The sequence below is a fragment of the Lentzea alba genome (assembly GCF_011067745.1).
Lineage (GTDB): Bacteria > Actinomycetota > Actinomycetes > Mycobacteriales > Pseudonocardiaceae > Lentzea > Lentzea alba.
In genome coordinates, this window is sequence record NZ_JAAMPJ010000021.1 from 63,606 (window position 1) to 75,582 (window position 11,977).

Genomic DNA, 11,977 nt, shown 5'->3' on the forward strand with positions numbered 1-11,977 from the left:
GACCTCCTGGTTCGAGCTGTCCCGCGAATACCCCCGGTCAGGGTGGTTCACACACGGGTGACCGGGTAGCCGTCGGTATGGCGATCTCATCTCGACTCGACACCGCCCGAGTGCTGGCGACCGTGCTGCTGCCCACGCTGGCCAAGGGCGTCATCGTCCGCAGGCCGGGGGTCATGGCGCTCGCCGGGAAGCTCCAGTCCGACGGCACCGCGATCGACACGATGCGTCACCTGCGCGACCGGTACGGCCCGGAGCCCGTCCGGCTGCGCATCACCGGCCGCAGTGTCGCGGTCCTGGTCGACCCCGCCGACGTCGGCAGGTTGCTCAGGGAGTCACCCGAGCCGTTCGCCCTGGCCACCAAGGAGAAGAAGGCCGCCCTCAAGCACTTCCAGCCGCACGGCGTGCTCATCTCCGAAGGTGCGGACAGGGAACGCCGGCGCGAGCAGAACGAACGCGCGCTGCGGCCGGAGAACCTGACCGTCGAACCAATCGTGCGCGACGAGGCCGACCTGCTCCTGCGGCACGTGATGAGCACCGGCGAGCTGACCTGGGACGCGTTCACCCGGGCGTGGTGGCGGATCGCGCGCCGGATCGTGCTCGGCGACAGCGCCCGCGACGACGAGCAGCTCACCGACGACCTGTTGGCGTTGCGGCAGAACGCGAACTGGGCGTTCCTGCATCCGCAGCAGCGCGGCCTGCGCGAACGCTTCCAGCGCAGGCTGAACGAGTACAACCCCGCACTGCCCGACCAGGTGCCGCACTGGCTGTTCGCGTTCGACGCCGCCGGCATCGTCACGATGCGTGCGCTGGCCATTGGCGGCCGCGGCGCCCACGGCATCCTGGAGTCGGCCCGGTTGTGGCCGACGACGCCGGTGATCCTGCGCGAGAGCACCAAACCGACCCGCTGGCACGGCACCTGGCTGCCGACGGGCACCGAGTTCGTGGTGTTCACGCCGTTCTTCCACCGCGACGCCGACCGGCTGCCGTTCGCCGACCGGTACGCGCCGGAGTACTGGGACGGGCCGCGCGACCCGGCGATCGTGCCGTTCAGCGCCGGACCCGGTGAATGCCCCGGCCGCGACCTCGTGCTGGCGAGCGCGGGCTGCATGCTGGACGCGTTGAGCGAGCACCTCTCGTTCCCCGTGCTCAGCGAGCCGCTGCCCAAGACGTTGAACCACTTCGGTCTCCGCCTGCAGGCGACCCCGACGAGCACCCGCGTGTCATGAACGCACCCCTCTACGCCGTCGTGACGGGGTCGGACTCGGGGATCGGCAAGGCGGTCGCCGTCGCGCTGGCAGGCGGTGGCGTCGACGTCGGCATCACCTACCACGAGGACGCCGACGGAGCCGCGAAAACCGCTGACGAGGTGCGTGAGGCCGGGGCCAGGTGCGCCGTCCGGCGGCTGGACCTCACCGACCTGCCCGCCGCGGCCGCCGTCGTCGACGAACTGGCCGAGGAACTGGGCGGTGTCGACGTCCTGGTGAACTGCGCGGGCACCGGCAGCAGCCAGAAGGTGATGGACATGTCGTTCGAGACCTGGCGCGAGGTGCTCTCGGTCGATCTCGACGGCGCGTTCCTCTGCAGCCAGCGGGCCGCCAGGCACATGATCGCGGCCGGCCGCGGCGGGCGGATCATCAACATCACCTCGGTCCACGAGCACCTGCCCCGCGTGGGTGCCGCGCCGTACTGCGCCGCGAAAGCGGGACTCGGCGCCCTGACCAAGGTGCTCGCGCTCGAACTGTCCGAACACGACATCACGGTGAACTCCGTGGCACCCGGCGAGATCTCCACGCCGATGACCGGCCAGGAGGACGTCGACCCGAGCACGCAGTCCAGGCCCGGTGTCCCGCTCGGCCGGCCCGGCAGCGCGCACGAGGTCGCGGCCGTGGTGGCGTTCCTGGCCACTCCGGCCGCCAGTTATGTGACCGGAGCGTCGTTCGTCGTGGACGGCGGAATGTCCCTGATGGGTCCGCAAGCCAGTCAACTGATCGCCGACGCGAAGTGGAGGCAGCCCTGATGCGTGCCGTGGTGCTCAACTGCACCCTGAAGAAGTCCCCCGACCAGTCCAACACCGACCTGCTCGCCCACGTGGTGATCGACGAGCTGATCAAGAAGGACGTCGAGGTGGCCACGTTCCGGCTCGCCGACCACGACATCCCGCCCGGCGTCACGACCGACCTCGGTCCCGGCGACGACTGGCCGCACATCCACTCCGCGCTGCTCGAAGCCGAGATCCTGATCTTCGCGACCCCGACGTGGGTCGGCCACCCCTCCTCGCTCGCGCAACGGGCGCTGGAACGGATGGACGCGATGATCTCCGAGACCGACGCCGAGGACCGCCCGGTGGCCTACAACCGGGTCGCGGGCGTGATCGTGACCGGCAACGAGGATGGCGCGCACCACGTGATCAGCGAGATCGCCGGCGGGCTCGGCGACATCGGCTACACGATCCCGGGCCAGGCCTGGACGTACTGGAACCGCGGTCCGGGGCCGGGCCCGAGCTACGCCGACACCGACGAGGGTCACGAGTGGTCGGAGAACACCGGCCGCACCATGGCCGCCAACCTGCACGCGGTCGCCCTGGCCTTGGCGGAGCGCCCGATTCCGGCCTGAGCGAGCGCGACCAGCGCGCCGATGACCAGGCCGCCCAGCACGTCCGACGGCCAGTGCACACGGGTTCGCAGCCGGCTGTAGGCGACGAGAAGCACCAACGGCGCCACGAACACGCCGGCTTCACGGTCCTCCAACGCGGTGGCGGTGCCGAACGCGGCCGCCGTCACCGCGTGTTTGGAGGGGAACGACGACGAGTCGGGATGTTCCGGCAACGCCTGCCGCGCCGGCAGGTTCGCGGCCTGCGGCCGGCGGCGGTGCACCACCACGCTGATGAGATGGCCGATCGGCATCGCGACGGCCGCGGCGAGCAGCCCCTTCTTCGCCGCCGTGCCCTTGCCGGCCACCGCGAGCAGGCCCGCGACCGGCACCCACAGAGCGCCACCCCTGGCGGTGACGCTCGCCGCGATCACGATCCGGGAGGGCCGGCCGGTGGGTAGTTCGGATTCCAGCTCTTCGTCTTCTGTCACGGCCAAGAAGGTTCCTCGCTGTGGGCGACCACAAACTCCCGGATTTCGCAGCCCTCTGGCTGGTTGAGAGCGAACACGATCGCCGCCGCCACCCGGTCCGGAGGGTTCAGCTTCTCCAGGTCCATCGGCCGGTACTGCTCGGTCCGGTCGTCGAAGAAGTGCGTCCGCATCCCGCCGGGGACGACCAGGGTGACCTTCACCCGGCCCGCGGTCTCGGCCGCCAGCGCGCGGGTGAACCCGACGACGCCGAACTTCGAGGCGCAGTACGCCGTCGCGTCGCTGACGGCCTTGAGCCCGAGGGTGGACGCGATCGTCACCACCCGGCCGTTCTCCAGGTACGGCAACGCCGCCCGGACGACCGCCGCGGTGCCGAGCAGGTTGACCTTGACGACCTGGTCCCACTCCTCCGCCGGAACCTCCGCCAGCGTGCCGCACCGGTCGATGCCGGCTGCGGTCACGACCGCGCTGAACCCTCCGTGCCGTTCGGCGAGCGTACGCACCGCGGCTTCGGCGGCCCGCCCGTCCGCCAGGTCGACGAGCTCGAAGTCGGCCTTGTCCGGCGCGGACTTGTCCAGCACCAACGGCGTCGCCCCGGCTTCCCTCACCGCGTCGACCACCGCCGCTCCCAGCCCCGCCGAACCTCCGGTCACCAGCACGTTCCCCAGCATCAAGCCCTCCTCGACAGGATCTCGGTGGTCGATCGACCTCGGTGGTACGGCACGACGACCGTCCGCCCGCCCCAGCGCCGCACGGCGGCGGTCTCCGGCAGCATTTCGGCGCTGTAGTCGCCGCCCTTCACCCACACGTCCGGCTTCACCTCGCCGATGACGCGTTCCGGCGTCTCCTCGCCGAACACGATCACGTCGTCCACGCACTCGAGCGCACGCAACACCTCGACGCGGTCGGACTCGCGGTTGACCGGTCGTCCCTCGCCCTTCAACCGGCGCACCGACAGGTCGGAGTTGAGGCACACCACCAGGCAGTCGCCCAACGCCCGTGCCGCCGTGAGCATCCGCACGTGTCCGGTGTGCAGGACGTCGAAACATCCGCCGGTTGCCACCACAGTCCCGCCCCTGCGTCGTACTTCCTCCACAGTGGACTCCGGCGGGGTGCGCATTCCGGAGACGCCACCACGCGCGAGGAACTCCGCCGCCGCGTTGACGGCATCGGCGACCGCTTCGTCCGGCGCGGCACCGCCCGCCAGCCGCACGGCCGCGGTCACGGCGAACCGGTCCCCGGCGCCACAAGGGTCAGCCACTCGCACAGCGGGCGCGGGCATCGCGGCCGGTGTCCCTCCACTGTGGACCACCGCGCCATCCTTGCCCAGCGTCACCACGACCGCGCGCGCCTGCCAGGCGGCCAGCAACCGGCTCGCCGCCTCGACGGGATCGGCCTTGCCGCTGAACGCCTTGGCCTCCTTCAGGTTCGGGGTGGCCAGCCGCACGCCGGGCACCGGAGCGCGGCCGCGCGGATGCGGGTCCCACACCACCGGGACGCGCCCCAGCACCGACCGCAGCCGTTCGTCGCGCAGCAGCCCACCGCCGTAGTCGGACGCGAGCACGAAATCGGCGGACAGGACCGCGTCCAGCATGTCGTCGCTGACCTCCGGCACCCCGGCCACACCGCGGTCCATCCGAGCCAACGAGGTCCCGTCGCACCGCAACCGCGTCTTCACCGGCACGGAACCCGTGTGCCCGAACAGGTGCGGCATCTCGATCAACGACCGCAACCGCTCCCCCACCGAGTCGTCGGACAGCGCGCTGACCAACAGGACGTCCACCCCGTCGCGCGCGGCCATCGTCGCCGCCAGCGCCGCGCCTCCTGCCCGCGCGTGCTCGCCGACGACGTCCAGCACCGGTGCCGGAGCGTCCGGGCAGAGCCGGTCGACGGTGCCTTCGACGTCGACGTCGAGCAACGCGTCACCGACCACGACGAGCTTCACGAGGCCCTCCGCAGTGACGAGGGCAGTGCCGCCTCGAAGGCCTCGCACAACGCGTGCACCACCACCAGTTGCGCTTCCTGCACGTGGCACGCGTCCCCCGGCAACGCCAGCGTGTCGTCGGCCAGCGAGGCCAACGGGTTCGGCAGCGGTCCGGTCAGCGCCCACACGGTCGCGCCCACCAGCCGACCGGCGTGCGCCGCCTCCAGCAGGTTCGGGCTGCTTCCGCTGGTGGACAACAGGACCACCACGTCGCCGGACCGGGCGTGGGCGGTCACCTGGCGGGCGAACACCTGGTCGTAGCCGTAGTCGTTGGCGATCGCGGTGACGCTGGAGGTCTCGGCGCACAACGCCAGCGCGGAGAACGGCGCGCGGTCGTGGCGATACCGGCCGACCAGCTCGGCGGTGAGGTGCTGGGCCTCCGCGGCCGATCCTCCGTTGCCGGCCGCGAGCAGCCGGCCGCCGTCGGCCAGCAGGCGGGCGAGCGAGGTGCCCCAGCGGTGGATCCGCTGCGATTGAGCACGTAAACCGTCGAGCGTGTTGGTCAGTCCGGCGAGGTGGCTTTCCACGCTCACGGCGCCACCACCAGACGGTCGGAAGCGCACACACTGCGGTAGACGTGCTCTGTCTGGCCCGCGACCTCGTCCCACGTGTACCGCGCGTCCACCCGGTCCTGGCCGGCTATCCCGTACGCCATGCCGCGCGAACGATCCGCCAGCAGCTTGCGCAGCGCACGACCCAGCGCCCGCGGATCACGCGGCGGGGTGAGCACGCCGGTGACGCCGTCGACCACGGTGTCGGTCAGCCCACCGACCGCCGACGCGACGACAGGAACGCCACAGGCCATGGCCTCCAACGGCACGATGCCGAACGGTTCGTACCACGGCACGCACGCCACGACGTCCGCCGAACGCAACAGCGCGGGCATGTCCATGCGCGCCACCTGTCCGATCAAGCGCACGCGGTCGGCCACACCGCAGGCGGTCGCGCACGCCAGCAACCGGGAAGCCTCGGGGTCGGTCCGGAGGTTCGGCGGGCCTCCCGCGATGACCAGTTCGGCGTCCGGCACGAGCGGCAGCGCCGCGATCAGGTCGTCGAAACCCTTGCGCGGCACCAGCCGGCCGACCGACACGATCCGGTGGGCCGCCGATCGTTCGGCGACCGGCCCGGCCGGTGTGAAGAACTTGGTGTCCACGCCGCACGGCACCACGTGGAGCTTGCTCCGTCTGAGTCCCATGGCGATCAGCTCGTCGACCTCGTCGTCACAGGTGGCGGCGACGGCGTTCACCTCGTGTCCGATCAGTCGCTCGATCGTGATCCGGTCGGCCGGACTGGTGTCCCGCGCGCCCTGGTAGCGGCGTTTCACCCTGCCGAGGGCGTGATAGGTGTTCACGACCGGGATGTGGTCGCGGCGCACCGCCAGCACCGACGCCAGGCCGGACATCCAGAAGTGGCTGTGCACCACGTCCGGCGGCGAGTCCTGCCAGTCCCGCAACAGGAACCGGGAGAAGTCGGTCATGTGCGGCAGCAGCTCGTCCTTCGGAATCGGCTTCGCCGGTCCCGCCGGGACGTGCACGACCCGGTAGCCGTCCGAGGTGTCGGCGCGCCGCGGCAGACCGCGTGCGTCGCGCCGGGTGTAGACCTCGACCTCGTGACCTCGCCGCACGAGCGCGGCCGCCAGGGCAGCCACGTGCACGTTCTGCCCTCCCGCGTCGGTACCGCCCAGAGCCGCGAGCGGACTGGCGTGTTCTGACACCATCGCGATCCTCATCCGATCACCTCCTTCAGCAAGGCGTCCCAGTTGCGCAGGAACGCGTCGAGCCCGTAGCGGGCCAGCGCGAAGTCGCGCGCCCGTCGCCCTTTCTCCTGTGCGAGTGCGGGATCCTCGATCAGGTCCCGCGCCGCACGCACCAGCTCCTCGACGTCGGTGGAGATCGCGCCGACCTCCGGGGGCACGGCCCGGATCGCCTCGGTGCAGGCCAGCGCGACCACCGGCAGGCCGATGTGCATGGCCTCCAGCAACGAGAGCCCGAGCGACGTCCAGCGCGCGGTGTGCACGTAGACGCGGCGGCGCGCGAGTTCCCGGTGCAACGACGGGAGGTCGTGGTCTCCCCTGCCGCCGATCTGCTCGGTGCCCATGCCGAACACGTCGATCGGCTCGAACCGCGGCAGCAGGTCGGCACCGACGATCCGGCCGCGCCGGACCGGTTCGTTGATCACCGCCGCCGCCCGCGCGAGCTCGCCGGTGTACAGCGGTCCCGGATCGGCGACACCGTGCTCGATCACCACGGTCTTCGTGCTGCCGCAGTCCCACATCAGGTCGTTGAAGTGCGTGACGTGCACCAACGTTCCGTCCCAGTCGGCCAGCGGATGTTGTTCCGCCGGCCGACTGGGCGTGTTGTGTTCCAGGTACACCAGCGGAATGCCGGCCGGAACCTGCGACAGTTCCTCCAGCCGTTGCACGACAGCGACATCGGCATCCACTTCGGACAGCCGAACCTCGTCGGCCCGCCACGGCCTGCCGGCCAGCCCGATGCCGTGCGGCGGACCGGGGATCAGGTACTCGTGCCCGCCCTGGACGAACGAATGCGTCCACGAACCGTGCACGTGCCACAGCAGAATCCTCATGCCGTCACCTCGGCGACGGCCGCCACGACCTCGGCCGGGTCGACCTGGTCGAGGCAGGGGTGGCCGGACACGGGACATTCGCGGGCCCGCGTGTCACGACAGGGCGCGTTCTGATCGCCGAGCAGCACGTGTTTGCCGTGCGGCGCCCATCGGGCAGCGGGAACCACCGGGGCGAACAGCGACACGACCGGCGTGCCGACGGCGGCCGCGAGATGCGCCGGTCCGGTGTTGCCGACGACGACCGCGTCGGCTCCCGCCAGCACCCCGGCCAGTTCGCGAAAGCTGGTGCGCCCGCCCAAATCGGTTCCGCACGCGCCTGCGACGTGCTCGGTCAGCGCGGCTTCCGCCGGGCCTCCGGTCACGACCACGCGGTGCCCGGCCGCGGTCAGCGCGACCACGGCCTTCGCCCAGCGATCGGGCGACCAGGTGCGGGCGGGCGCCGTCGCACCTGGGTGCACCACCACGTACGGATGGTCCAGTTCGGTCTTCGGCGGCTCCACAACGGCGAGCCGGCTGTCGGACAGCTGGAATCCCGCTGCTAGGGCGACCTCCAGCGCGCGTTCCGCCTCCGGAATCGAGGGGTCGTCGCGCAGCCGCACGTCCAGCAGCGAGCCGGGATAGTCGATCGACCGCGCGACGATCTTGGGCACGCCCGCCAGCCGCAGCAGCAGGGCCAGCGGCAACGGGCTCTGGTGGAACGACGTGAGGATCAATGCCACGTCAGGGCGAATGCCGTGCAGCAGCGCGGTGACGGTCTCGATGTCGATGGCGCGGACATCCGGTCCCGGGTGGACGATCCACGGGCACTCCCACTCGATGATCCGGGTGACGCCCGGCAGCAGTTCCGCCGCCCGCACCCCGCCCGGACCGCAGAGGAACACGACCTCGCCGGCCGTCGCGGCCGCGCGCACCGCCGGGCCCGCGAGCAGCACGTCGCCGTCGCCGTCGAGTCGCGCCACCAGGGTCCTCACCGGACCAGCTCCAGCACACCCAGCAGGTCACGGGCGGTGCGCGGCGCCCGCTCGACCTCTTCCGGCAGCGTCACGCCGGTGGGCACCAGCACGGGCACGGCACCGGCGGCCACCGCCGCGTCCACGTCCGCCCCGATGTCTCCCACCACCAACGTTCGTTCCGGGGCGACACCCAGCGCCGCACACGCCGCGAGCACCAGTCCCGGCGCGGGTTTGCGGCACGCGCAGTCGTCATCGGGGTGGTGCGGGCAGATCTGCCAGGTGCCGAACCTGCCCAGCAGCTCCTCGACCCGCACGTTCACCGCCGCGACCTGCTCCGCGGTGAGCAGACCGCGACCGATGCCCGACTGGTTGCTCACCACGCCGGTGCGAAATCCGTGCGCGCGCAGGTCGTCCAGCACCTCGCGGGCGCCGGGCATCGGTGTGACGCGGGCGGGATCGCCGTTGTACGGCACGTCTTGCACGAGCGTGCCGTCCCGATCGAACAGCACCGCGTCGAAGGCCTGGTCCATAGAGGAGATTTAGCCGAGAAAGATGCCTTGAAACGCTACTCCGCGAAGCGCTTCACAGCACCGGGCTGGCCGGGACGCCCTTCCCCTGCCCGATTCCACGCACCAGGGCCTGAAGCGCCTCCTGTGCGTCGACCGCCGGTTCCCAGCCGAGTTCCGTCCGCGCTCGCGTCGCGTCCAGCAGCGGCGCCGTCAGAGCCAGATCGACCCATCCCGGCGGGGTGGGCTGCAGCCTCAGCCTCCAGGACACGTTCGCGATCTGACGCAACAGCCACGCCGGGACCGGCACGTGCCGGCCGCCGAGAACGTCCGCGAGGGCACGGGGAGTGACGACGGGTTCGGCGACGAGGTTCATCGGTCCGTGCGACCGCTTCCTCAAAATACGAACCAGCGCGTCGGCGACGTCGTTCGCGTGGACGAACTGCAGGACGAGGTTCCGCGGCAGCGGCAAGATCGGAATCCGGTGCCGCAGCAGGGCTTTCGGCACCAAACTGCCGAGGAAGTAGTCGTGGATCTCGGCACCGGCGTCGGACTGCAGGATCAGCCCCGGTCGCGGCCGGGAGATCAGCATCCGCGCCTCGAACTGGTTCAGCATGTGCTCCACAGCGGCCTTGTGCCTGCTGTAGAAGGACGACGTCACACCCCTGACCGGCCACGACTCGTCCACGCGGTGATCCTTGCGGGTCGGCGAGTACGCGCCGACCGACGACATGTGGACCAGGTGCGGCACCTCCGCCTCGGCCGCGGCGCTGAACACGCGCGACGAGCCGGCGACGTTCGTCCGGTACAGCTCGCGTTCGTCGTGGGACGGCTGGATGAGCCAGGCGAGGTGCACCACCGCGTCGGCGTTCTCGAACGCGACGGCCAGCAGCTCCTCCGCGCCCGGCTGACCGATGTCGACCGGTGTCCAGTCGAGGCCCTGGTAGGGCGGCCCCGCGGCGGGCGGGCGGCGGGAGATGCCGTGCACCTGGATGTCGGGCTCCTCGGCGAGTCTGCGGAGCAGGGCCGTGCCGACGTTGCCGGTCGCGCCGGTGACCACGACCTTCATGATCGCGCTCGCGCGGTCTCGCGGTTGTTCGCCTTCTGGATGGCGCCGACGAGCTCGTCCTTGGTCATCCGCGACCGCCCCTCGATCTTCAGCCGCTTCGCGATGTCGTAAAGATGTTCCTTGCTGGCGTTGGCGTCCACGCCACCCGCCGTCTCACCTTCGACCGGCGTGCTGCGTTCGGCCTGATCGTCCGACGGGCCCTTCTCCTGCTTGGCTTCCCAGTGGTCGCCGACCTTCTCGAAGCTGTGCTTCAGCGCGGAGAACGCGGTGCGGTGCGCCCGTTCACCTTCCCCGTAGGTCTCAACGGCCGAGTCGTGGGCCTTGATCCACGTCCGCTGCGCCTTCTTCGATGACCGGGCCACCGTGCTGGGCAGTTCCTGCCGTCCGGGCATGGCTCCTCCAGGGTTTCGACCTGCGGTGACGGGTACCCGCGAGCTATGACCGCCATGCACGCCATCGACGTCCACAGCCCGCGCGATTCGCAGCTCGTCGGTTGGCTCCCCACCGCGACCCCGTCCGACGTCGAAGACGCCCTGTCGGCGGCCTGCTCCGCTCAGCCGGGGTGGGCGGCCACGCCGGCAACCGATCGCGGCGCCGCTGTCCGGGCCGCCGCGTTGTCGTTGCGAGAACGGGCAAACGACCTCGCGACCGTGGTGGAGACCGAGACGGGCCGGCCGTACGCCTCGGCCCGCGAGGGTGTGCTGGCGGGCGCGGCGACGCTGGAACAGTACGCCGAGCTCGGTCCGGTCCATGGTGGACGGTCACTGCTCGGTTCCGCCGTCGACTTCATGGTTCCCGAACCGCGCGGTGTCGTCGTGGCGCTGACCCCGTGGAACGACCCGGTCGCGGTGGCGTGCGGTCTGCTCGGAGCGGCTCTGGTCACCGGGAACTCCGTGGTGCACAAGCCGAGTGAGCGTTGTCCGCACACGGGTCTGCTGCTGGCGACGCTGCTCCAGCCGTGCTTCCCGTCCGGCGTGCTGAAGACGTTGGTGGGCGACGGCGAGGTGGGTGGCGCGCTGGTGAGCTCGCCGGACGTCGATGTCGTTGCTCATGTCGGCAGCACCGCCACCGGACGGATGATCGCGCGTACCTCGACCGCGAAACTGTTGCTGGAGAACGGAGGCAACGACCCGTTGCTGATCGACGACGACGTGGACCCGATCTGGGCGGCGGGGCAGGCGGCGCTGGGGGCCTTCACCAACGCGGGCCAGCTCTGCACCTCGGTTGAGCGGATCTACGTGCACAAGACGATCGCCCCGGCGTTCCTGGAAGCGTTGTGCGCCGAGGCCCGTTCGTGGAACACCGACCCGCAGCCGTTGGTGGACACCCGGCACCGTTCGTTCGTGCACGACCAGGTGTCCGCCGCGGTCACGGCGGGCGCGTGGGCGTTGGTCGGCGGTGAGATCCCGGAAGGCCGGGGCGCCTACTACCCGGCGACGGTGCTGGCGGAGTGCTCCGGAGCGATGCGGATCATGTGCGAGGAGACCTTCGGCCCGGTCGCACCCGTGCAACTGGTGTCGTCGTTCGACGAGGGCCTGGCCGAGGCTTGTTCCGGCGACTACGGCCTGGCCGCCACCGTGCTGACCAGCTCGATGGAGCACGCGCAGCGAGCCTGGCGGGCACTGCCGGTCGGCACGGTGAAGGTCAACGCCGTGTTCGGCGGAGCGCCCGGAGGTGCCGCCCAGCCGCGCGGAGCGTCGGGTTCCGGCTTCGGCTACGGCCCAGAGCTGCTCGACGAGATGACCACGACCAAGGTGGTCCACCTAGGCGTCCCCAACGCCCGCCCGTGAGCCATGGGGGGC

At 71.1% G+C, this 11,977-nt stretch carries 14 protein-coding genes; 4 read left to right on the forward strand and 10 right to left on the reverse strand.

What is annotated here, in order from left to right; all coding sequences use genetic code 11:
• The first annotated feature begins 77 nt into the window (after positions 1 to 77).
• Genes G7043_RS46200 through G7043_RS46210 form a run of 3 tightly spaced genes read left to right on the forward strand, consistent with a single transcriptional unit; the run spans position 78 to position 2,613 of the window.
• Positions 78 to 1,226, forward strand: coding sequence for a cytochrome P450 (locus G7043_RS46200; RefSeq protein ID WP_166055916.1), 1,149 nt, complete (start codon positions 78 to 80; stop codon positions 1,224 to 1,226).
• A complete protein-coding gene (locus G7043_RS46205; RefSeq protein ID WP_166055918.1) occupies positions 1,223 to 2,017 on the forward strand; it encodes an SDR family oxidoreductase in 795 nt (264 codons plus the stop codon). The genes G7043_RS46200 and G7043_RS46205 overlap by 4 nt, the downstream gene beginning before the upstream one ends.
• Positions 2,017 to 2,613, forward strand: a complete 597-nt coding sequence (locus G7043_RS46210) for a flavodoxin family protein (RefSeq protein ID WP_166055919.1) — start codon at positions 2,017 to 2,019, stop codon at positions 2,611 to 2,613. The genes G7043_RS46205 and G7043_RS46210 overlap by 1 nt, the downstream gene beginning before the upstream one ends.
• Here G7043_RS46210 and G7043_RS46215 read toward each other — a convergent pair.
• From G7043_RS46215 to G7043_RS46260, 10 genes are read right to left on the reverse strand one after another with little or no spacing between them, the layout of a single operon-like run.
• Positions 2,523 to 3,080, reverse strand: a complete 558-nt coding sequence (locus tag G7043_RS46215; RefSeq protein WP_313888430.1) for a phosphatase PAP2 family protein — start codon at positions 3,078 to 3,080, stop codon at positions 2,523 to 2,525. The genes G7043_RS46210 and G7043_RS46215 overlap by 91 nt on opposite strands.
• Positions 3,077 to 3,748: an SDR family oxidoreductase gene (locus G7043_RS46220; RefSeq protein WP_166055923.1), complete on the reverse strand. Its 672-nt coding sequence runs from the start codon at positions 3,746 to 3,748 to the stop codon at positions 3,077 to 3,079. The genes G7043_RS46215 and G7043_RS46220 overlap by 4 nt, the downstream gene beginning before the upstream one ends.
• Positions 3,748 to 5,022, reverse strand: a complete 1,275-nt coding sequence (gene rfaE2 / locus G7043_RS46225) for a D-glycero-beta-D-manno-heptose 1-phosphate adenylyltransferase (protein ID WP_166055925.1) — start codon at positions 5,020 to 5,022, stop codon at positions 3,748 to 3,750. Before rfaE2 ends, G7043_RS46220 begins: the two co-directional genes overlap by 1 nt.
• Entirely contained in the window at positions 5,019 to 5,588 is a 570-nt protein-coding gene (locus tag G7043_RS46230) for a D-sedoheptulose-7-phosphate isomerase (RefSeq protein ID WP_390829816.1), read from the reverse strand. Before G7043_RS46230 ends, rfaE2 begins: the two co-directional genes overlap by 4 nt.
• Before the next feature lie 2 nt (positions 5,589 to 5,590).
• Positions 5,591 to 6,790, reverse strand: a complete 1,200-nt coding sequence (locus G7043_RS46235; RefSeq protein WP_166055929.1) for a glycosyltransferase — start codon at positions 6,788 to 6,790, stop codon at positions 5,591 to 5,593.
• Positions 6,787 to 7,647: a glycosyltransferase gene (locus tag G7043_RS46240; protein WP_166055931.1), complete on the reverse strand. Its 861-nt coding sequence runs from the start codon at positions 7,645 to 7,647 to the stop codon at positions 6,787 to 6,789. The genes G7043_RS46235 and G7043_RS46240 overlap by 4 nt, the downstream gene beginning before the upstream one ends.
• Entirely contained in the window at positions 7,644 to 8,618 is a 975-nt protein-coding gene (locus tag G7043_RS46245) for a glycosyltransferase family 9 protein (RefSeq protein WP_166055933.1), read from the reverse strand. Before G7043_RS46245 ends, G7043_RS46240 begins: the two co-directional genes overlap by 4 nt.
• Complete coding sequence (locus G7043_RS46250; RefSeq protein ID WP_166055935.1) at positions 8,615 to 9,130, reverse strand: D-glycero-alpha-D-manno-heptose-1,7-bisphosphate 7-phosphatase; 516 nt, start codon at positions 9,128 to 9,130, stop codon at positions 8,615 to 8,617. The genes G7043_RS46245 and G7043_RS46250 overlap by 4 nt, the downstream gene beginning before the upstream one ends.
• A gap of 52 nt (positions 9,131 to 9,182) precedes the next feature.
• On the reverse strand, positions 9,183 to 10,175 hold the full coding sequence (locus G7043_RS46255; protein WP_166055937.1) for an NAD-dependent epimerase/dehydratase family protein: 993 nt from the start codon (positions 10,173 to 10,175) through the stop codon (positions 9,183 to 9,185).
• Complete coding sequence (locus G7043_RS46260) at positions 10,172 to 10,567, reverse strand: ChaB family protein (protein ID WP_166055939.1); 396 nt, start codon at positions 10,565 to 10,567, stop codon at positions 10,172 to 10,174. Before G7043_RS46260 ends, G7043_RS46255 begins: the two co-directional genes overlap by 4 nt.
• 45 nt (positions 10,568 to 10,612) lie before the next feature.
• On the opposite strand from G7043_RS46260, the gene G7043_RS46265 reads away from it, so the two are divergent.
• Positions 10,613 to 11,965: an aldehyde dehydrogenase family protein gene (locus G7043_RS46265; RefSeq protein ID WP_166055941.1), complete on the forward strand. Its 1,353-nt coding sequence runs from the start codon at positions 10,613 to 10,615 to the stop codon at positions 11,963 to 11,965.
• Positions 11,966 to 11,977 lie beyond the last annotated feature (12 nt).